Source organism: Streptomyces sp. NBC_00457, assembly GCF_036014015.1.
GTDB lineage: Bacteria > Actinomycetota > Actinomycetes > Streptomycetales > Streptomycetaceae > Streptomyces.
Window position 1 is genome coordinate 1,509,856 of the sequence record NZ_CP107905.1, and the last position, 20,862, is coordinate 1,530,717.

Annotated in this window: 21 protein-coding genes; 16 read left to right on the plus strand and 5 right to left on the minus strand. The window is 69.5% G+C overall.

Annotated features, from left to right (window positions below; genetic code table 11):
• Positions 1–84: 84 nt before the first annotated feature.
• Positions 85–807: an NUDIX hydrolase gene (locus OG828_RS06950; RefSeq protein WP_328500473.1), complete on the minus strand. Its 723-nt coding sequence runs from the start codon at positions 805–807 to the stop codon at positions 85–87.
• Between the two features lie 85 nt (positions 808–892).
• Here OG828_RS06950 and OG828_RS06955 point away from each other — a divergent pair, with 85 nt between their 5' ends.
• The 3 genes from OG828_RS06955 to OG828_RS06965 are packed head-to-tail and all read left to right on the plus strand — an operon-like array spanning position 893 to position 4,241.
• A complete protein-coding gene (locus tag OG828_RS06955; RefSeq protein WP_328500474.1) occupies positions 893–2,626 on the plus strand; it encodes a hypothetical protein in 1,734 nt (577 codons plus the stop codon).
• The gene (locus tag OG828_RS06960) at positions 2,623–3,516 is read left to right on the plus strand and encodes a 5'-methylthioadenosine/S-adenosylhomocysteine nucleosidase family protein (protein WP_328500475.1); all 894 of its coding nucleotides are present in this window, start codon (positions 2,623–2,625) and stop codon (positions 3,514–3,516) included. Before OG828_RS06955 ends, OG828_RS06960 begins: the two co-directional genes overlap by 4 nt.
• Before the next feature lie 59 nt (positions 3,517–3,575).
• A complete protein-coding gene (locus OG828_RS06965; protein ID WP_328500476.1) occupies positions 3,576–4,241 on the plus strand; it encodes a hypothetical protein in 666 nt (221 codons plus the stop codon).
• A gap of 1,010 nt (positions 4,242–5,251) precedes the next feature.
• Here the strand turns inward: OG828_RS06965 and OG828_RS06970 are convergent.
• Positions 5,252–5,929, minus strand: coding sequence for a DUF2202 domain-containing protein (locus tag OG828_RS06970; RefSeq protein WP_328500477.1), 678 nt, complete (start codon positions 5,927–5,929; stop codon positions 5,252–5,254).
• Positions 5,930–6,100: 171 nt separating this feature from the next.
• On the opposite strand from OG828_RS06970, the gene OG828_RS06975 reads away from it, so the two are divergent.
• The 12 genes from OG828_RS06975 to trxA all read left to right on the plus strand — a co-directional run bounded on the left by OG828_RS06975 (position 6,101) and on the right by trxA (position 17,600).
• Entirely contained in the window at positions 6,101–6,796 is a 696-nt protein-coding gene (locus tag OG828_RS06975; protein ID WP_328500478.1) for a response regulator transcription factor, read from the plus strand.
• On the plus strand, positions 6,786–8,282 hold the full coding sequence (locus tag OG828_RS06980; protein ID WP_328500479.1) for a sensor histidine kinase: 1,497 nt from the start codon (positions 6,786–6,788) through the stop codon (positions 8,280–8,282). Before OG828_RS06975 ends, OG828_RS06980 begins: the two co-directional genes overlap by 11 nt.
• 68 nt (positions 8,283–8,350) lie before the next feature.
• Positions 8,351–8,677, plus strand: coding sequence for a rhodanese-like domain-containing protein (locus OG828_RS06985; RefSeq protein ID WP_328500480.1), 327 nt, complete (start codon positions 8,351–8,353; stop codon positions 8,675–8,677).
• A gap of 76 nt (positions 8,678–8,753) precedes the next feature.
• On the plus strand, positions 8,754–9,983 hold the full coding sequence (locus tag OG828_RS06990; RefSeq protein WP_328500481.1) for an NAD(P)/FAD-dependent oxidoreductase: 1,230 nt from the start codon (positions 8,754–8,756) through the stop codon (positions 9,981–9,983).
• A gap of 130 nt (positions 9,984–10,113) precedes the next feature.
• The gene (locus OG828_RS06995; RefSeq protein ID WP_328500482.1) at positions 10,114–11,499 is read left to right on the plus strand and encodes a rhodanese-like domain-containing protein; all 1,386 of its coding nucleotides are present in this window, start codon (positions 10,114–10,116) and stop codon (positions 11,497–11,499) included.
• Positions 11,500–11,579: 80 nt separating this feature from the next.
• Positions 11,580–12,161, plus strand: a complete 582-nt coding sequence (locus OG828_RS07000) for a rhodanese-like domain-containing protein (RefSeq protein ID WP_328500483.1) — start codon at positions 11,580–11,582, stop codon at positions 12,159–12,161.
• A complete protein-coding gene (locus tag OG828_RS07005; protein ID WP_328500484.1) occupies positions 12,158–13,120 on the plus strand; it encodes a sulfite exporter TauE/SafE family protein in 963 nt (320 codons plus the stop codon). Before OG828_RS07000 ends, OG828_RS07005 begins: the two co-directional genes overlap by 4 nt.
• Before the next feature lie 143 nt (positions 13,121–13,263).
• A complete protein-coding gene (locus OG828_RS49480; protein WP_443062377.1) occupies positions 13,264–13,569 on the plus strand; it encodes a three-helix bundle dimerization domain-containing protein in 306 nt (101 codons plus the stop codon).
• 174 nt (positions 13,570–13,743) lie between these two features.
• Entirely contained in the window at positions 13,744–14,349 is a 606-nt protein-coding gene (locus OG828_RS07010) for a class I SAM-dependent methyltransferase (protein ID WP_328504816.1), read from the plus strand.
• 685 nt (positions 14,350–15,034) lie between these two features.
• The gene (locus OG828_RS07015) at positions 15,035–15,487 is read left to right on the plus strand and encodes an OsmC family protein (RefSeq protein ID WP_328500485.1); all 453 of its coding nucleotides are present in this window, start codon (positions 15,035–15,037) and stop codon (positions 15,485–15,487) included.
• A complete protein-coding gene (locus tag OG828_RS07020; protein WP_328500486.1) occupies positions 15,484–17,178 on the plus strand; it encodes an aminotransferase class V-fold PLP-dependent enzyme in 1,695 nt (564 codons plus the stop codon). The genes OG828_RS07015 and OG828_RS07020 overlap by 4 nt, the downstream gene beginning before the upstream one ends.
• Before the next feature lie 50 nt (positions 17,179–17,228).
• Complete coding sequence (trxA, locus tag OG828_RS07025) at positions 17,229–17,600, plus strand: thioredoxin (RefSeq protein WP_328500487.1); 372 nt, start codon at positions 17,229–17,231, stop codon at positions 17,598–17,600.
• A gap of 59 nt (positions 17,601–17,659) precedes the next feature.
• Here trxA and OG828_RS07030 read toward each other — a convergent pair whose 3' ends face one another.
• A complete protein-coding gene (locus OG828_RS07030) occupies positions 17,660–18,247 on the minus strand; it encodes a rhodanese-like domain-containing protein (protein ID WP_328500488.1) in 588 nt (195 codons plus the stop codon).
• A gap of 81 nt (positions 18,248–18,328) precedes the next feature.
• Here OG828_RS07030 and OG828_RS07035 point away from each other — a divergent pair, with 81 nt between their 5' ends.
• Positions 18,329–18,616: a metal-sensitive transcriptional regulator gene (locus OG828_RS07035; protein WP_328504817.1), complete on the plus strand. Its 288-nt coding sequence runs from the start codon at positions 18,329–18,331 to the stop codon at positions 18,614–18,616.
• Positions 18,617–18,906: 290 nt separating this feature from the next.
• Here the strand turns inward: OG828_RS07035 and OG828_RS07045 are convergent, their stop codons facing one another.
• Positions 18,907–19,302, minus strand: coding sequence for a rhodanese-like domain-containing protein (locus OG828_RS07045; RefSeq protein ID WP_328500489.1), 396 nt, complete (start codon positions 19,300–19,302; stop codon positions 18,907–18,909).
• A 70-nt stretch (positions 19,303–19,372) separates the two neighbouring features.
• Positions 19,373–20,740 carry an MBL fold metallo-hydrolase gene (locus tag OG828_RS07050; RefSeq protein WP_328500490.1) on the minus strand — a complete coding sequence of 456 codons (1,368 nt, stop codon included), beginning with the start codon at positions 20,738–20,740 and terminating at the stop codon, positions 19,373–19,375.
• Positions 20,741–20,862 lie beyond the last annotated feature (122 nt).

Here is a 20,862-nt window from a genome sequence, read left to right on the forward strand (position 1 = left end):
GAGAGATGGGGCTTCTGTCGAACGCTGGCCAAGCTCGCGACTGACTGGCGTCTGGCCGCCTTCGCGACCGGAGCGGCCTCAGTCTCACTGACCGAAGGTTGCGGCACGCAACAGGGGCGGATTGAGCAGCCATGCCTGTCCACGGCGGTAGAGGGCGGCTGGACGGCCGATGGGGGGCAGCCACTGATCTCCCGTGGGCTGCACGAATCCCGTGGTGTTGAGTACCTTGCGGCGGAAGTTGCTCGGATCCAATTGCTGGCCCCAAATCACTTGATACACCGTGCGCAGGTCTCTGAGCGTGAACGTCTCCCCGCAGAAGGCGGTGGCCGCAGCGGTGTACTCGATCTTCCGGCGAATCTCTTCCAGGGCCTCCTCCAGGATGGCCTGATGGTCGAACGCCAAGCCGAGCGTGCCATCCTCCAAGCGCGCCACGGGGGCCCAGAAAGCACGTGCGGCGTCGGTCCCTCCGACGGGGGCCGGCAGGTTCGACCCCAGTGCGAGGTAAGCGACCGTCACCACTCTGCCCCGTGGGTCCCGTCCTGGGTCCGCGTAGGCGCCGAGTTGCTCCAGGTGCAGGCGGCTGCCGTCGATGCCGGCCTCTTCCGCCAGCTCGCGCAGGGCGCCGTCACGCAGGGTTTCGTTCTTCTGTACGTATCCTCCGGGCATGGCGGGCATGCCCTGGAAGGGCTCCAGGCCGCGCTCGACCAGGAGGACCATCAGCTGGTCGTCTCTGAGGGTGAAGATCGCGAGATCCACGGTCAGCCAGGAGGGTCCGACCTCGTCTGAGTCTTTCAGCCAGTCGTCCACCCGCACCCCTAAAGGTCTCATTGACTTAAACTCCGCCGACACTTATGGTCACTGCAACCATAACTGTAGGAGCCGGGGGTAGGACATGACCACGTCCGACGCGCCACCAGCACAGGAGACAACGCTCGAACCCACGGCCGCCACCCGCCATCTGTGTGCCGGCGTGTACGTGGACGAACGTTTCCGTGACCTTGTGATCGACGAGGTCTGCACCGCGCCGCACCGCAGGGTCGCCCCTTCCTACGGCTTCGACATCGTCCCTGTCATGCAGCACGCATGGCGTGCTGCCACGCTCAGAGCCCTCGCCCGTACCACGGTCATCGCCGCGATAGCCGGTCCCCTGCTCGCCGGAAGCGTTCCCGCGGCCATCCTCATTGCCAGCGGTTTCGGTCTCCTGTTGCTGCTGCGTCTGGCCGTAATACTGCGAGGCGTCGACAGCCAGTCGATGGCGGCCGGCAGGTCCCGACGTCGCGTCCCGGATCCCTTACGAGCTCATCGCCATCTCCTCAGGTTTCTCCTCCCGCGCGTCACCACGCCCAAAGCACGCGTAGTCAAACGCGTCACCACGGCCGCACTGTGGCTGGCCCTGACCATCCTGGCCATCGGCCTCCTCTATCCCCGGCAGGCACTGGCGGCGCTCCTGCTGACGGCGGCGCTCACACTCGTCTACCTGGCTGTCGGCGCCACACGCCAGTTGATCCTCAACCGCATACTGCGCACACCTGCCCTGCGCCCCTCCCGCCTGTCCGGCCGCCAGCGGGCAGCCGACCGCCAGCAGCACCACATGTGCGCCGTGTACCGCCGAACCCGACACAGCGACGACGAGGACGACGACCTCACCAAGTTCACGCTCTTCGGTGACGAATCGCCGTTCATCGGAGCGGGCGAACTCGTCTACCAGTGGAACCCGCCGATGAGCATCCAACTGCTGCGGGCCGAGTCCGACGACGAACCGCTGCACGAGCGTGAGCACGCGGTGCCACCGTTCAAGGCACACGAACTCGTCGAATACTTACGCGAAGCCGTTCTGCCGCTGAACGCCGACAGCCGCGACGTCCGGCTGCCTGCCGAGGTCCGGGACCGTGTTTACGTCGCCGAGACCGATGTCGCCGTCGACCGGTCGCTCCTTCCACACCACTTCACCCGCAGCGACCTGCGCTCCATCATCGACACGCCGGAATCGAAGCAGCACCACTTCCTCGAAATCATCACACCCGCCGACGGGTCCGAATTCGTCGCGACCGTCCTGCTGCACGTCAGCCTGCAGGGACGCACCCTGAGCCTGTCCACGGCAGCATGCGTACTCGCCCACACACCGCGCTCATTCCAGCGGGGTGAAGAGTTCGGCCACCACGGTGCTGCGGCCGTCATCTGGGCAGCTTTCAACGAACTGGGCGCGCTCCCCACCGACATCCAGTACTCATGGCGGGTCTTGCGATACCTCTACAGGGTGGCCAAGGCCGCCGTCCTGCCCCGGGACCTCACCAGGACCCGGATCCGCAACATCCTCATCGGCAGCCGCGTGAGCATACGGGAGGAGTCGTCCCAGACCTGGACCAAGGTCCAACTGGAAAAGAGCGACATCCTCGGACGCATGAAAACCATAGAGCAGCGCCTTCTCAGCGCGGCCAGCGACTTCCTCCAGGACAGGGGCGTCGATACGTCCGGCTTCAACGACCGCGCACTCAAGATAATCAACAGCGGAATTTTCAACTTCGGCGACAACAACAGCTTCACCAACAATGCCGTAGGAGACGCAGCTCAGGTCAACGTCTCCGCGAACCAGCCCGCACAGGCCGACAACGGAGCAGCCACATGACCATCAACAAAGGCATCATCAGCCGCGGCAACAACAACACCTTCAGCACCATCGCCATCGGAGAGAAGGCGCAAGCCTCCACTACCGCCCCTCTGCCCTCGGCCGAGCCCACCACCGAAGCAGGCATCCCGTGGGACCTCGGGATCGTCACCATCCTCAGTGAGGAACTCCGTTCCGTCATCGACGCGTTAAAACTCCACCGCCACAAGACACCCAGCGGCCTCTACTTCTACGAGGGCGAACGCACCGTCTCGGGCGCCACGTTGCGCATCGTGGCCACGCAGACCCAAAGCCAGGGCCAGCGATCCACCATGGCCGCCCTGGAAAACCTACGCCGCCACTACAAACCCCGTCTGTGGGCCCTCGTCGGCATCGCCGGAGGCATCCATGACGACCACGCCCGAATCGGCAACGTCATCGTCTCCACCGACGTCGTCTACTACGAAAACCGCAAGATCAATCCTCAAGACACCAGCCGCCGCGGAGAACACCGACAAGCGCCGGCGCACATCGTCCACGCCGTGAACGCCTACTTCACCGACCACGGGACACCGGCTCGCATCAACGGCCAAATGACCGCTCACGCAGGCGACCAGTACGAGGTCTACCCCGGAGTCATCGGGTCCGGCGAAGCCGTCATCGCCGACCGGGCCAGCGACATCCGCACCTACCTGACCACATACCACGAAAAAGTCCTCGCCGTCGACATGGAAGCCGGCGGCCTCAGCCAGTACTGGCAGGAAAACTCCGTCCACGGCACAACCAACCCCGGCTGGATCGTCATCCGCGGCGTATCCGACAACGCAGACGAACACAAGGGCCACAGCCACCACGAACTCGCCGCACGCAATGCCGCCCACGTGCTCAGCCAACTGCTCCCCTACTTCTGAAGACCCAGCCCCGAGCGTCGGCACAGCCCAAGGAGACCTCCCACCACCGGAGCCCCAGCATGAACGCCTTCCTGCTCGGCATCCTCAGCTCCCTCGCCACCAGCGCCCTCCTGCTCGCCCTCAGCCTCCTGCGCGCCGCACGCCCTCTGTGGTGGCTCACCGGCGCCTGTTCCTGGTTCACCGGCACGGGACTCCAGCGTCTCTACCGCCGCCAAGCCTCCGCAGAGCCGTCCATGCGCCAGGACCTCGCCCGCGCCCAGTGGGTCAAAGTCATGGCAGGACGCGGCAACATACTCACCCGCGAAGCCTTCGCTCCCCTGTGGTCGGGCACCATCTCACCCGCATCCGTCCAGATCCTGCTCCCCGACCCCGACACACCCCACGATTCCTGGCTCGACCGCCGCTCCCACAATGTCGCCCACTTCGACCCGGGCTTCACCCCTGACCTCCTCAGAAGCCAGGTCCGAGCCAACATCGACTACCTCACCCAAGCCGCTCACACACAACCCGGCATCCGACTGCGCCGCTACAACCTCCCCCACACATGCCGCGTCGTCGCCACCGACAAGGCCGCCTACCTCACCTTCTACAGCGACAACGCGCACGGCCGGAACTCGCCCTGCCTGTACGCACGGGCACCCGGCCTCCTCTACACCATCGCCCTCCAACAATTCGACACCACATGGGCCAACAGCACTGAAGCCCCCCTCACACCGCATCCCTAACATCAATTTTCACGCGTAGTCCTCGAGCTCAGCGGTAGCGATCTTTGCCGTCCCCAGATTCGGCCTGCGACCACCAGCCCTCCAGGAACACGAAAAGCCGCCCTCCCACGAACGAGAGAACGGCCTCCGACCTGCATCAAAGCTGGTCGGGACGACAGGATTTGAACCTGCGACCCCTTGACCCCCAGTTGGGTGCTCCATGAGCGGCGTGCGAAGGATCGTTCTTCGAGGTCACTGTCCAGCGTACTCGGCCGAGTAAAGGAGTCTGCGCTCTCAGGCCTCCGCCGGACAGCCTCGTTCGCCTCAGGCACCGCCTTCCGCTCGTCGAGGGGAACCGCAACGAACTCTGCTTTTCCATCGTCGCGCTTCGGCCAAGAGCCAGCAAGTCGGAACGTGTATACGGTCTTTGCGCTCTGAGGTGACGCTGGCCGACGTGCCATCGAGACCCACCTGGCGGTCGAATCGTTGAAAGGAACGCCTTCGTCGAGCGCCCTGGCCTCCCGCAGCGCCGAGTGCCCTCGACAACCCTCCGAGGTGAAGCGATCCCCAATTGATGGACGCTCTACGCGTTGACTCCAGCCCCGAGTTGGGGCTGCTGGACGTAGTCAACGGCTGCGTGTTCGGCGGACGGATATCACGGATCGCCGCGGGCAAGCGCTGCTGGTTGAAACCAGGCGACCATTCCGCAGTGACGAGCGTGACTTCGGCCAGGGCGTGCAGGGGCACACTGTCGGGTGCGGTCATCGTGCTGATCTCCTTCGAGCTTCGACACCTCGAAGATCAGCCGGTGGCCGTTCATCTATGCGGGCCTCACACCGACGCCGGAACAAACCCCCGGATCAGGTCTAACCCGTACACCATCTCCATGGACGCAGCCCGCGGGCTGCCGGTCGTAGGTGCTCAACAGCCCTTCGACGCGCGGCGAGGCGGAGTCACCTGGATGACTCCGCCTGAACCACTTCTCGGGACGGGCAGGCCGATATCCGCAATCGCTCCCTTTCGTCATTCGTCTACTCGGTGGCGATCCAGCGCTCGAAGGCCGCATGATGCCGCTCCGATGCGGCGAGCAGGTTGGTGTACACCTGACGCGCGTCCGGGGCCGTGAGTCCGGACAGCGCCGCGGTGAGCGCGGCGATGTCTTCGGTCTCGACAGTGCGCCCCGCGTTCAGGGCCTCGTTCAGGCTGACTTCGCCCTGCTTCAACAGGCGGTCATAGGTTGCCTGGACGGTGGGGTCGGTGAAGTCGCCCGTCGCCTTGCCAGTGGTCGGGTCGGTGACGTCGTAACGGTCCAGCAGGGTGCGGACAGCGGTCAGGTGGTGGGTCTCGGCTGCCGCGATCCGCTCGAAGATCCGCGCGTCGTGGCGGTCCGCGAATACCGTGTACAGGTCGTGGGCCAGCTTCTCCTCCTCGGCCATGCTCGCGAGCGTGGTCTTCTGGGCGGCGGTCAGGGTGCCTTGCTCGGCGAGGCCGGACCGGATGCAGGTCCCGTCTCCTAGGCCGTCCCCCATGCCGTGGCCATGGCGGTGCGCGTACTGCCCGCCGTCTGCCGTCAGGCTCTGCGCGATGGTCCGGTCGGGCGTCGATCGCCCGCCGCCCGAGTCCGCGGTCACCGGGCCCACCGCCAGGACGCCGGCGATGGCGAGGGCGCCCGCGGTGATGGCCGTGGCCACCTTGACGTTGCGCTTCATGATTCCTCCTTCGGTCCGCGGGGACCTGGTCCGTTCCCGCATCATCACCGTCGTGGCGGGCGCTGCAGTCTGTATGCCGTGTATGTGGAGACGGGATGGAGACCGTCCGGGCGGGCGGATTGGGCTGTTCGGCCCTCGTCGGCGGACCACCCGGGCGCGTAGGTGTGGGACATGGCCACCACGGTGCTCGTCGTCGAGGACGAGAAGGAGATCCGCGAATTGCTGCGGCGCTACTTGGAGCGCGCCGGCTACGGCGTGCTGACGACCGGGTCGGGCGCGGAGGCGGTACGGCTGCTGGCTGAGCGAGGGGTCGGCCTGACCCTGCTCGATCTCGGGCTGCCTGACGTGGACGGGGACGAGGTGCTGCGTGAGGCGCGTGAGCGGGGCCGGGTGCCAGTGGTGGTGCTCACGGCGCGCACCACCATCGAGGACCGCATCCACGGACTGCGACTGGGCGCCGACGACTATGTGACCAAGCCGTTCAGCCCCACCGAGGTGGTGCTCAGGGTGGGCGCGGTCCTGCAGCGCGCCCGGGGTACGGCGACGGATGCGGCGCCGGTCTCGTCGTACGGCGGAGGACGGCTGCGCATCGACGAGGCCCGGCACGAGGCGGCGCTGGACGGCGCAGAGCTGCAGCTGACGCCCACCGAGTGGGGTCTGCTGACCGCGCTGGCATCGGTGCCCGGACGGGTGTACTCACGCTATGAACTCGTCAACCGGGTGCGTGGCTACGAGTTCGCCGGCTACGAGAGGACCGTCGACTCGCATGTGAAGAACCTGCGCCACAAGCTCGGGTCCGCCGGCTCGGCCCTTGTGGAGACGGTGTTGGGCGTGGGCTACCGCCTGGGGTGGTCCCGTGACCCCTGAGTCTTCGCTCCGCCCCGGTGCACAGGTCCCGCCCGCTCAACCGACGGGCGGACTGGGCCCGTTGGGCCGACGACTGTTCGCCGCGTTCGCCGTGGTCGCGCTGGCCTCCGTGGCCCTGCTGACGGCCGCGGCGCTCGTCGGCACCGACCGCGGGCTGAGCAGTGCCCACCAGGCCGATCGCCAACGCACCGCCTCCCGGGTGGCCGCGGCCGCGGCGGACGCCTACCGGGCCGTGGGCGGCTGGACGGCCGCGGACCTCGCCGCCGCCCAGGCGCTGGCCAACAGCAGCGGGGCGGCACTGACCGTGCGGGATGCGAACGGCCGTGCCGTCCTCGGCGCCGACGGCTCCGGAACCGGCCACGACGTGCCCGGCTGGCAGCACGGCCCACACGGGCCCGGCAACGCCTCCGGGCCCAGCGCGAGCGCATCCGTCGTGGTGGACGGCAGCACGGTCGGCGCAGTGCAGCTGCGCTTCCCGGCCGGGACAGGCTCGGCGGGACTGTCCGTGGCCTGGGGCTGGGTGACCGCCGCCGCACTCGGCGCTCTCGCCCTCGCGCTGGCCGTCAGCTGGTTCGTCACCCGGCGCCTGACCGCTCCCGTCGTCCGGGTCGCGGCCACCGCCCGCGCGCTCGCCGCCGGAGACCGTGGCGCCCGTGCCCGGATCGACGGCCCGGGCGAACTGGGCGATCTCGCCCGCGCCTTCGACGCCATGGCCGACGAAGTCACCCGCACCGAGCAGGCCCGCCACCGGCTTGCAGCCGACATCGCCCACGAACTGCGCACCCCGCTCGCGGCGTTGCAGGCAGGGCTCGAAGAGCTCCGCGACGGCTACGCCGACCCTGCCCCGAACCGCCTGGCCGCCCTCCACGACCAGTCCCTGAGACTGGGCCGCGTCGTCGGTGACCTCGGCGAACTGGCGGAGGCCGAGTCGGTCCGGCTCTCCCTCCACCTGGCCGAGGTGGATCTGACGGCCCTGGTCCGTGCCGCCGTGGCCGACCGCGAGGCCGACCTGCGCACCGCCGGGCTGACCGTGCGCACCCGCACGGGCCCTGCTCCCCTGCCGGTGCGCGCCGACGCGGACCGCCTGCATCAGGCTCTCGGCAACCTTCTGAGCAACGCCGCCCGCCACTGCCGTCCCGGCGACACAGTCACCGTCACCACCTCCACCACCGCCGCCGCCGAAGCACTCGTCGAGGTGGCGGACACCGGACCGGGCATCCCCGCCGACGAGCTCCCCCATGTCTTCGACCGCCTCTGGCGCGGCGCCCGCGCCCGCTCGACCGGCGGCAGCGGCATCGGCCTGGCCGTGGTCAAGGAGCTGGTCACCGCCCACGGCGGCACGGTTACCGCAGACTCCGCACCAGGTGGCGGGGCCCTGATGGCCCTCCGCCTGCCCATGGCCGACGCACGGCGCTCCGGGGCCGCCCGCGGATCGCGCGCAACGCCGGAGGTTGCCCCACAGGCAAATACCCCATGGGGTATTTGACGCTCCCCTCGAGGCCGCCGTACTCTCGCCAGTGAGAAACCCCCGGGGGTATTTGAGGAGGCAACGAAGTGGCTCGTGAAGCAACGCAGGAGGCCTTCGCGGCGGCCTGGGCCGACGGTGGGCTCGTGGTCGACGTACGGGAGGCGGACGAGTACGCCGCCGGACACGTACCAGGCGCGCGGCTGATGCCTCTGCGCACCGTGCCGGCGCAGTGCGGCGAGCTGCCCGCCGACCAGCCGGTGTACGTGATCTGTGCCAGCGGCAACCGCAGCAGGACCGCCGCCGACTGGATGAACTCCCGTGACATCGACGCCTACTCCGTAGCCGGCGGCACCTCCGCCTGGGCCCGCGCCGGACGCCCGGTCGCGGCAGGACCCATCGAGCACGCGGCCTGACCCCACACCGACACCCGCACCGCACCCGCACCCGCACCCGCACCCGCACCCGCACCAGAAGTGAAGGAGCTCCGTCTTGGCCGCCACCCCCTCACCCACCGGCGAGCCGGTCTCCGGCCGCCACCGCGTCGCCGTCGTCGGCGGCGGCAGCGCCGGCATCAGCGTCGCCGCCCGCCTGCGGCGGGCAGGCGTCAGGGACATCACCCTCATCGAACCGTCCGACACCCACTGGTACCAACCGCTGTGGACCCTGGTCGGCGGCGGCCAGGCACGCCTGCGCGCCACCCGCCGCCCCGAGGGGTCAGTCATACCCGACGGCGTGCGCTGGATCCGCCGGCGCGCCCTGGCCGTTGACCCCGACGTCCGCACGGTGACACTCTCCGGCGGCGGCGAACTCACCTACGAGTACCTGGTGCTGGCGCCCGGCCTCCAGCTCGACTGGAACGGCGTGCCCGGCCTGGCCGAGGCCATCGGCCACGACCGGGTGAGCAGCAACTACGCACCCGAGTACGCCCCGCGCACCTGGGAGCTGATCAGGCACATGCGCTCCGGTACCGCTGTCTTCACGCACCCGGCCACGCCGCTGAAGTGCGGCGGCGCTCCGCAGAAGATCGCTTACCTGGCCGCGGACCACTGGCGCAAGCAGAAGGTGCTTGACCGCATCCGGATCATCCTCGTCCTCCCCGACCCGGCGCTGTTCAAGGTGCCCGCCTGGTCGCAGGTCCTGGAGAAGGTGGCCGCCCGGTACGGGATCGAGGTGCGGCTGCACTCCGAGATGACCGCCGTCGACGGCACCGCCCGCGAGATCACCGTCACCGAGCACGCGAACGGCACGAAGGAGTCCATCGGCTACGACCTCCTGCACGCCGTGCCGCCGCAGAGCGCCCCCGACTGGATCAAGACGGGCCCGCTCGCCGACCCGGCGAGCCCCCAGGGGTTCGTCGCCGCTGACAAGCACACCCTCCAACATCCGTCCTACGACAACGTCTTCGCGCTCGGCGACGTGGCGAACCTGCCCACCTCGAAGACCGGCGCGGCCGTGCGCAAGCAGGCACCAGTCGTGGCCGCCAATCTGCTCGACGCGATGCACGGTCGGGCTCCGTCGCATCGTTACGACGGCTACACGTCCTGTCCGCTGGTGACCGCCCGCGACCGGATGCTGCTCGCCGAGTTCGACTACGACCTGAACCCCACACCCACCTTCCCGCTGCTCGACCCCTTCAAGGAGCGGCGCACGATGTGGTTGTTCAAGCGGTACGGCCTGCCGCCCGTGTACTGGCACGGCATGCTCACCGGCCGCCTCTGACCGGCCGGCCCGGGACATCCCCCGACCCGGGCCGGTCACCCCGCCCTCGAATCAAGGGCGCATCAGACCCATTTATATACCCCCAGGGGTATAAGCCGTCACGCTCTTCCGACACGGAGGTCACCCGAAGATGTTCTTCGCCCAGTACTACCTCGACTGCCTCTCCCAGGCGTCGTACATGATCGCCGACGAGACCACCGGCCGGGCCGTCGTCGTCGACCCCCGCCGCGACGTCTCCGAATACCTCACCGACGCCGCCGAGCACGGTTTCACCATCGAGGCCGTCGTCAACACCCACTTCCACGCCGACTTCCTCGCCGGCCACCTGGAGCTGGCCGACCGCACCGGCGCCTGGATCGGCTACGGGCAGCGCGCCGAGGCCGAGTACCCCATCCGAAAGCTGACCGACGGCGAGCGCATCAGCCTCGGCGACGTGCACCTGCAGATCCTCGAAACCCCCGGCCACACGCCGGAGTCGATCAGCGTCCTGGTGTACGAGCACACCTCCGACGCCATCCCCTACGGCGTCCTGACAGGCGACGCGCTGTTCATCGGCGACGTGGGCCGGCCCGACCTGCTCGCCTCCATCGGCGTGACCGCCGACGAACTCGGCCGCATGCTCTACGACACCATCCAGCACAAGCTGATGGCCCTGCCCGACGCCGTCCGGGTCTTCCCCGCGCACGGCGCCGGCTCCGCCTGCGGCAAGAACCTCTCCACCCAGCGCCAGTCCACCATCGGCGAACAGCGCGCGACCAACTACGCCTGCCGGCCCATGAGCGAGGAGAAGTTCGTCGCGCTGGTCACCGAGGGACAGCCGTCCGCGCCCGCGTACTTCGTCTACGACGCCATCCTCAACCGCAAGGAGCACGGCCTGTTCGACGCAGCTTCCGCGCCCCGGCCGCTGTCGGTCGAGGAGTTCATGCGGCGGCGCGCGGCGGGGGCCGTCGTGGTCGACGCCCGCTCGCCGCAGGACTTCGCGCCCGGGTATCTGCGCGGGTCGGTGAACGTGCCCGCGGACGGCCGCTTCGCCGAGCAGGCCGGCATGGTCGTCGCCCCCGAGCAGGACGTCGTCGTCATCGCACCGCAGGATCGAGAGGAGGAGGTCGTCACCCGACTCGCCCGGATCGGCTTCGACAGGGTCGGCGGATATCTGCGCGAGCCCGAGGGCACCTTCCCGTCCCTGGCCGACGAGATGGAGCAAGCCAGCCGCCTGACCGCCGACGAACTGCACCGGCTGCTGGACGGTGAGGAGCCGCCGCTGGTCCTGGACGTGCGCAACACCGCCGAGCGCGAAGAGGGCTTCATCGAGGGCTCGTTGCACATCCCGCTGGCCGAACTGACCCGCCGTATCGACGAGGTCCCGGCCGACCGGCCCCTGATCGTCCACTGCGCGGGCGGCCACCGCTCTTCCATCGCCGCCAGCCTGCTGCGCCATCAGGGCCGCACCGACGTCTCCGACCTGCTCGGCGGCTACGGCGCCTGGCTCGCCCTGCCCGCATCGGTCGACGTCTGATCCACCGCACGCCGGGCGGCGGCCGAAACCGTCGGCCGCCGCCAGCCCCGCAAACCGCTTCAGCGACAGCAAGGAATCCCATGACCACCCATGCCGACAAACCCCGGCTCGATCCCGCCGCCCTGCGCAACCTGACGCAGGACGGCGAAGGCCCGCGCCTGCTGGACGTGCGTACGCCCGGCGAGTTCCGCACCGCCCACATCCCCGGCTCCTACAACGTCCCCCTCGACACCCTGCGCGAACACCGCACCGAACTGCTGCACCACCTCGACGAGGACGTCATCCTCATCTGCCGCTCCGGCGCCCGCGCCGCCCAGGCCGAACAGGCCCTCGCCGAGGCCGGACTGCCCAATCTGCGCGTCCTCGACGGCGGCGTCACCGCGTGGGAGACCGCCGGGGGCCCGCTCACCCGCGGCCCCGAACGCTGGGACCTGGAACGCCAGGTGCGCCTGATCGCCGGATCCATCGTGGCGGTCACCGGTATCGCGGGCCTGTTCCTGCCCGGACTGCACCTGATCGGCACCGCCGTCGGCGCCGCACTGACCGTCGCCGCACTCACCAACACCTGCGCGCTGGGCATGCTGCTGGCGAAGCTCCCCTACAACCGCGGCCCGCGCACCGACCTCGACACCGTCGTCGCCAGCCTGCGGGGCCCGTCATGATCGCCCTGATCATCGCCGCGTCGCTGCTCATCGGCGTCAGTCTCGGCATCCTGGGCGGCGGCGGATCCATCCTGACCGTGCCCATCCTGGTCTACCTGGCCGGCATGGAGACCAAGGAAGCCATCGCCACCTCCCTGTTCGTCGTCGGCGTCACCAGTGCCGCCGGGGTGGTCTCACACGCCCGCGCCGGACGCGTCCGGTGGCGTACGGGGCTGCTGTTCGGCCTGGCCGGCATGACCGGCGCCTACGCCGGCGGGCGACTGGCCGAGTTCATCCCCGGCACCGTCCTGTTGCTCGCGTTCGCCCTCATGATGATCGCCACCGCCGTCGCCATGATCCGCGGCCGTCGCGAGGCGCCGAAGCGGGTCCACCACGAACTCCCCGTCCTCCACGTCCTGCTGGACGGCATCGTGGTGGGACTGGTCACCGGACTGGTCGGCGCGGGCGGCGGCTTCCTGGTCGTCCCCGCCCTCGCCCTGCTCGGCGGCCTGCCGATGACCGTCGCCGTCGGTACCTCGCTGCTGGTCATCTCCATGAAGTCCTTCGCAGGCCTGGCCGGTTATCTCGCCGCCGTGCACATCGACTGGGGGTTCGCGGCCCTCGTCACCGCGACGGCAGTCGTCGGCAGCGTGATCGGCGGCCGTCTCGCCGGACGCATCCCGCAGGACGCCCTGCGCAAATCCTTCGGCTGGTTCGTCGCCGTCATGGGCGTCTTCGTCCTGAGCCAGCAGATCAGCTCCGATCTGCGCCACACGCTGCTGACCAGTCCGTGGTCCTGGGCCTCCGTGGCCACGGCGGCGGGGGTTGTGTTCAGCTGGTACATGCTGCGCAAGTCCGAGCGAACGACCGGCTGGGCGAACGACGCGGCCCCGCCCATCAAGGAAGGCGAACGGACGGCCCCGCATCCAACAGGAGCGGTGCCAACCAGTGGCGCTGCGACATCACCGCACGACACGTAGCCGGGCATCCCGAACCTCTGACGAACCCGGCCCCGGGAGTGTCCGGGTGCCTCGAGTCACACCCCTCCGCTGACCGAGGCCGAACCGGAGAAGCTGTTCCCGGCGCTCGCCTGGCCCGACTTCATACCTGAGGGGGTATCAAGGTGATCTCATCCCCATTCACCGTCAAGTGGGCCGTCGAGCCGGGCAGCCACTGCGCCGACACTCGGCCGGTAGGCCCACCGACGCCGGCGGCAGAACAACACGCCCGCCAGGATGTCCGTACGCGGCTGCTGCTCCGATTTCCGGATGCCCCACCCGCGGTAGTGGACATCGCGGTGGCAGAGGCGTTCGCGTACTTCGCGGATGCACGCGTTCGGCACTACGTTCCCGTTCTGTCCCTCAAGCGCGCCTCGGGGCTGTTGTCCGACCGACTCGGCGCCCGGGGCGCGGCAAGCGGTGGGCCGTGAGACCGACCCCGAAGTGCGTCCTCGACCGATCCCGATCCTGCAACGCGTGCATCGCCCCGGACCCGAGCAGCTGCCCGTACCCCTATCTCCTCGCAGGAGACGACGAGGCGGACCCGGATGACGGCGACCGTACGGGCGAGGATTCCACCCACACGGAGAAGTGAGGTGCGCGAGATGGACGCAGCGGGCTGGGACGAGCGGTATCGGGGCAGCGAACTGGTGTGGAAAGCGGAGCCGAACCGGTTCGTCGAGGAGGAGTTGGCCGATCTGAAGCCGACGGGGCGGGCGGTGGACATCGCCGCCGGCGAAGGGCGCAACGCGATCTGGCTCGCGGAGCAGGGCTGGGACGTGGACGCCGTGGACTTCTCCGCCGTGGCACTGGAGAAGGCCGAGCGGTTGGCCGCCGAGCAGGGTGTCCGGCTGCGATCCGTCCGCGCCGACCTGACGGTCTGGGCGCCTCCGGAAGGGGCGTACGACCTGTCTCTGATCTCGTATCTTCACCTGCCCTGGGCCCAGATGACGCAGGTGCTGCGGCAGACGGCGAACGGAGTACGCAAGGGCGGAACCCTGCTGCTCGTCGGCCACCACGCGGCCAATCCCGAACACGGCCACGGCGGCCCGCAGGATCCGCGTGTACTGTACACCGCTGAGCAGGTGGCCGATCTTTGGCGACCGTACGCCGACATCCTGCGGGCCGAGGCGGTCACCCGGCCGGTGACCGACTCCGAGGGTGGAAGCCGTACGGCTGTCGACGCCCTCGTGCGCGCTGTACGGCGATGACACCGTCCCGCGAGGCCAGGCGCGTTGTCGTCGGGTGAAGACCTGCTCGCGCCGGCCGGGACCGGTCAGCCCCTCGGTCTCCTCCGGAGGCGGCACGGCGACCGTGGCGACCACGAGGACGTCGCAGGTCAGCCGGATGCTGGGTACACCGTCCGCGGGTCCAGTCGACCCGCTCGTTCCGCACGATCCTGTAGTCGACAGCGGCGTGCAACTGCCGCGGGCGGGATCGCGCCAGATGGCGCGGCTGAGCCAAGCCGAAGGGGCCGAACAGCAGACCGGGCTGGTAGACGTGGTCGTCATCCTGGCCGACGATCGTGATGTGGCATTCGCCCTCGCCGTATATGCGGCGCAGCCGGTCGGCCGTCAGCGTGCCTACGGCGCCGCCGAGTATCACGACGCGTTTGCCCATGTCCCCACTGTCGTTCGGGAGATGAGGCCCGGGCATGGGCCACTGGTCCCCGTCCTGGTACCCACGCGGGTATGTCTTCGCCTGCCCCGCAGGCCCCACGCGCTGCATTTCCGTCTCGAAACCCCTGAAAAAATACCTACCAGGGTATGCCGCCACGACTGCCGGCGCGAGGGCCGAACGGCCCTCGCCGCACCCCTTCGACCTCTCGATCAGCCGAGCCTTTCGCGGTCGACTGGAACCTGGCAGCAGCCGACGCCAGCGAGAAAGGGTCCGGCCATGACCGGCACCGCACCACAGACCCTCAGGACGAACCAGCCGCAGGACGCGGACGTGCACCGCTTCGAGGTGGCCCACGTCGACCGCGACATCTACACCGTGGACATCCGCGGCCACCACATCCAGGTCGACCAGCCCATTGAGGCGGGCGGCACGGACATCGCACCCACCCCCACCGAGCTGTTCGCCGCCTCCGTGGCCACCTGCGTCGCCTTCTACGCGGGCCGTTTCCTCCACCGCCACGGCCTGGACCAAGCCGGACTGCGCGTCCGTACGGAATTCACCATGGCCACCGACCGGCCCGCCCGCGTGGCCTCCGTGCACGTCACGATCAGCCCGCCGCCCGGACTGCCCGAGCAGCGCCGTGCGGCCCTGCTCGCCGTCGCCTCCCGCTGCACGGTCCACAACACACTGCACCAGCCACCCGAGATCGGCATCGAGCTGGCACCATGACCCCGCCCTCGGCGCCACCCACGTCACCCGTCCTGGACCGCATCCGCCGTGGCCTCATCGGCGACGACGAGGTGCTGGACGGCCCCTACGGCCCCCGACGCCTCGTGTACGCCGACTACACCGCCTCCGGCCGCGCCCTGGACTTTGTCGAGGACTTCGTGCGCGAGCAAGTGCTGCCCCTCTACGGCAACACGCACACGGAGAGCTCGAGCACCGGGCTGCAGACGACCCGGCTGCGCGAGGACGCCCGGCGCATCATCCGCGATGCGGTCGGCGGCAGCGAGGACAACCTCGTGATCTTCTGCGGCTCGGGAGCCACCGCGGCGGTCAACAAACTGGTGGGCATCCTGGAGCTGCGTCGGCCCGACCCGCTCCCGCAGGCCGTACGTCCAGTCGTGTTCGTCGGCCCGTACGAGCACCACTCGAACGAACTGCCCTGGCGGGAGTCAGTTGCGGACGTCGTGGTCATCGATGAGGACGCGGACGGTCACATCGATCTCGATGAGCTGGAGGCGCAGCTGGTCCGGTACGCCGACCGGCCGCTGCGCATCGGCAGCTTCTCTGCCGCCTCGAACGTCACGGGCATCCTGACCGACGCCGACGGCATCGCGCGTCTGCTGCACGCTTACGGCGCCCTGTCGTTCTGGGACTACGCGGCCGCCGCTCCGTACGTTCCGATCCGGGTCGCGGAAAGCGCGCCCGGCGCGGGCGACCAGAAGGACGCGATCTTCCTCTCCCCGCACAAGTTCGTCGGCGGTCCGCAGACACCGGGCGTGCTCGTCGTCCGCCGCGAACTGGTCCGCAACCAGGTGCCCTCCGCGCCCGGCGGCGGCACGGTCGCCTTCGTCGACCCGATCGGCCACCGGTATCTGGACGACCCGGTCGCCCGCGAGGAGGGCGGCACCCCGGCCATCGTGGAGTCGATCCGCGCCGGGCTGGTCTTCGCCCTCAAGCAGGCCGTCGGGACCGACATCATCCAGGCTGCCGAGGAGCGGCACTGGAAACGTGCGCTCGCACGGTGGGACCGTGTCCCCGGCATCGAGGTCCTCGGCAACCACGACGCTCGGCGCCTGTCCATCGTCTCCTTCCGCGTCCGTCACGGCGATCACTCCTATCTGCATCACAACTACGTCGTCGCCCTGCTCAACGACCTGTTCGGCATCCAGGCCCGGGGCGGCTGCTCCTGCGCCGGCCCCTATGGGCACCGCCTGCTGGCGATCGATCCCGCCACCTCCCACGCCCTGCTCGACGAGGTCGTCCACGGCTGTGACGGCATCAAACCCGGCTGGGTTCGCATCAACTTCAACTACTTCATCAGTGACACCGTCCGCGACTACCTCATCGACGCCGTCGGCCTAACCGCCATGTACGGCCACCGGCTCCTGCCCGACTACCGTTTCAACCCGCACACCGGACAGTGGCGCCACCGCGACGGCCCCGCCGAACCCCCGCTGCGACTGGCCGAAGTGCGCTTCACCGCCGACGGACAGAGCACCACATCGGCGGTTCGTCATCACCGGCTGGGCGAGGAGACGCTGTCCGGCCAACTCGACCGTGGACGCGAGGTGCTCACCTGTCGTCCGGACCTCCTCGACGACGGCCCCACCGGGCTGTCGGCCGAATTCGAGCGGATGCGCTGGTTCCCGCTGCCGCCCGCCTGCCTGGAACAAACCCGGACCGGCGCCGGTTGAACCGTACACCCGGATACCCCACCGGGTATACGAGAGGAGAGCGGAACCGCATGCCCACCATTGAACTGACCAAGGACAACTTCGAGGAGACCGTGACCGGCTCCGGCATCGTGCTCATCGACTTCTGGGCCGCCTGGTGCGGGCCGTGCCGCATGTTCGGCCCCGTCTATGAGAAGGCGGCCGAGCGCCACTCGGACATCGTGTTCGGCAAGGTCGACACCGAGGCCCAGCCCGAGCTGGCGGGGGCCTTCCGGATCTCTTCCATCCCCACCCTGATGGCTGTCCGCGACCGGACCGTCCTGTACTCACAACCGGGCGCCCTGCCGCCGCAGGCCCTGGAGGAGCTCATCGGCAAGATCCGGGCCGTCGACATGGACGACGTACGCCGGCAGGCCGCAGCGGGCACAGAGGAGCGAAGCTGACGCTTCGGCATACGTCCAAGGCGCCACGGCGTCGGCGTGAGCGCCCTGGAGCGCGGGGGTCACCGGCTGCGCAGGGCGGCGAGCGCCGCGTCGAGGTCGGCCGCCCGAGGGCGGTTGTGGGGCAGCTTGCCGAGGAGGACCGCCATGCCGCACGTGTCGGTGACCGCGGAGAAGACCAGCCCGCCCGCGATACCGGCGGCGAGGAACTGGAACGCGGGGTGCACGAGCAGACCGAGGACGAGCCCCAGAACCACCACCGCCCCGGCGGTGAAGCGCACCTGCCGTTCCATGCTCCAGTTGGCCCGGGTGTCGCAGGCGGCGGGACGGTGCAGGTCGTGACCGTCGGCGGCCCAGGCGCCGGTGCCTCCGGCGAGGGTGGCGGTCTGTATGCCCTGCTCGGCCAGTTGCCTGCAGGCGCTCTCCGAACGGGCGCCGGAGGCGCACACGACGAGGACGTCGCCGCGCTCGGCGGCGTGTCGTATCTCCGGCAGCGCCCGCCGGAGCCGGTCCAGGGGGATGTTCAGAGCGCCGGGCAGATGGCCGGAGGCATACTCGGCGGGCGTGCGTACGTCGATGACGGTGAGCTCGTGCAGCCGGGTGCGGGCCTGGTCGGTACGGAGGGCGACGGGGGTGAGGGGGCTGGTCATGTCAGGTGTGATCCTTAATGGTCGACGGCGCCCCGAACCGGGACGTACAGTACCCCTAGGGGTATTTTCTGAGGAGTGATCGTGGAGCTGGAGCTCGAGGGTGCGGACCTGAAGGCCGTGCTGAACCGACTGCGCCGTGCGCAGGGTCAGATCTCCGGTGTGATCCGGATGATCGAGGAGGGGCGTGACTGCGAGGACGTCGTCACGCAGCTCGCCGCCGCCTCACGGGCGCTCGACCGCGCCGGTTTCGCGATCATTGCGACCGGCATGCAGCAGTGCATGACCGACATCGAATCCGGCCGCAAGAACGGCGAGGACGCGGATGCGATGCGTGCCCGGTTGGAGAAGCTATTCCTGTCGTTGGCGTGAGGGTTCTCGCCGCGGCGGTCGCCACGGCACCGCATCGATCAGCATGAAGGCCGCCACCGCCAGCAGCACCAGGGCGAAGATTCGCTGAAGCATGCGTCCGTAGACCCTCGCGACCGGCCGTCTCCCGTCCCAGGCACCGAGGATCGCGGCCGCGACGAAGCGCCCGACGACCACCCAGTCCAGGCTCTCGATCGTGCCGGCGCACGTCGCAAGCGGGGCCAGGTTGGCAGGGACAGCCAGTACGCTGCCGCCGCCCCCGAGCGCGGCGGCCAGGGCGAGTATCAGAGTGCTCAGGCGACGGTGCCGTTCCCGCCGCGCTGGTCCACCACCGGCAGCCCCGCCCCAGCCCAGTCCCGCATGCCGCCGATCACGTCCACGGCCTCCGCGCCCCGGGCGGCCAGCAGTTCGGCGGCCTGCCGGGAGCGGTTGCCCGAGCGGCAGATCACGATCAGGGGCCGTGCCTGCGCCTCGGCGGGCAGTCCGGCCCCGGCGACCAGCGCCGAGAGGGACAGGTGTACGGCTCCGGGGGCGTGCCCCGCCTGCCATTCGTAGGGTTCGCGGACGTCGAGCAGTACGTCGTCGGCATCGCTCTCAGCGGCGATTCCGTTCCCGTGGCCGGTGCGCGCGGCCGCCTCCTGCACGGTCACCCGCCCCGGGCCGCCCCGTTCTCGTCGGAAGATGCTCATTTCGGTGTCTGGCTCCTGTTTCCCATGTCGGTACGGAGGGTTGATGGGCGCTCCGCGGCACTCGCTGCCGTCAGCTGTTCCGCACGGCGAGTCCGGCCTTCTCGGCCGCGTCGAAGGAGTCGTCGACGGCGACGACGTCACGGCCCGCCGCCTCCAGCAGAGAGGCGGCGATCGCGGCGCGCATCCCGCCGGCGCAGTGCACCCACACCTCACCTGCGGGCACCTCGTCGAGGCGGCGGTGCAGGGCGTGGACCGGGATGTGGACCGAGCCCTCGATGTATCCGCCCACCTGTTCCGAAGCACGCCGGACATCGAGCACGACGACGCCCTCCGCCGGGTACCGGCCGGCGAGATCGGCGAACGTGGCCCGCGGGAAGGAAGCAAGGGCCTCGCTCTCCCGGACCCAGCCGCCGGGGTGGCCGGTAGCCGCCGCGGCAGGGCGGTCGATGCCCACGCGCACCAGCTCGCGCTGGGCGGCGGCGAGCTGCTCGGCCGATTCGGCGAGCAGCGTGACCGGCTTACCCCACGGGATCAGCCAGGCGAGATACGTGGCGAGCTGCCCTTCGGCCTCGAAGTTGAACGAGCCGGACACATGCTCCGCGGCGAAGGCCACACGGTTGCGCAGGTCCACCACCCACTCCCCCGCCGCCAGCCTGGCGGCGATCTCGTCCGGGTCCGCCACGGCGGGCGGGGTGAGGTCGACTGGCGCGGGTCCGGCCGCGTTTACTGGCCCCATGTGCGTGTAGTACGCGGGGATGTCGTCCAGGCCGGCCAGCAGGTCGGCGACAAAGTCGTCCACGTCCCGGGTGAGGGCTTCGTTGGACGCCTTCTCCTTGCCGATGGTCGTGTCGCTGCCCTCCGCCTGGGCGGAAGAGCAGAAGCTGCCGAAGCCGTGCGTCGGCAACACAGCCGTGTCGTCGGGCAGTTCGGCGGCCAGGCGGTGCGCAGAGGCGTGCTGTGCGCGGGCGAGCCGATCGGTCAGCCGCGGTTCCACGAGATCGGGCCGGCCGACGGTGCCGATCAGCAGGGAGCCGCCGGTGAACACCGCGACTGCTGTGCCGTTCTCCTCCAGCGCATAGGAGGTGTGATGCGGGGTGTGGCCGGGTGTCCCGAGCGCGCGGAGGGTCAGCCCGGCGTCGGAGTCGATCTCCGTACGGTCGCCGTCGTGCACCGGTACGCGCGCGAAGGAGACACGGGCCCCGGCAGGAACGAGGTAGGCGGCGCCTGTGAGCCGCGCGAGCTCCAGTCCGCCGGTGACGTAGTCGTTGTGCACGTGCGTCTCGACGACATGCGAGATCCGCACCCCGCGCCGGGCTGCCGCCGCAATCACCTGGTCCACGTCACGGGGCGGGTCGACCGCCACCGCCGTCCGCTCGCCGCCCGCCAGGTAACTGCGATTGCCGAGCCCGGCCACCTCAATCGAGTCGACGAAGAACACGACGTACTCCCTTCCAGCGAAGAATTACCCCTGGGGGTATACTTACGACCGTAACACGAGTACCCCAGGGGGTATTTCCAGGGGCATGGGAAGCCCTGGAAAACGCTTCACGAGTACCTCGC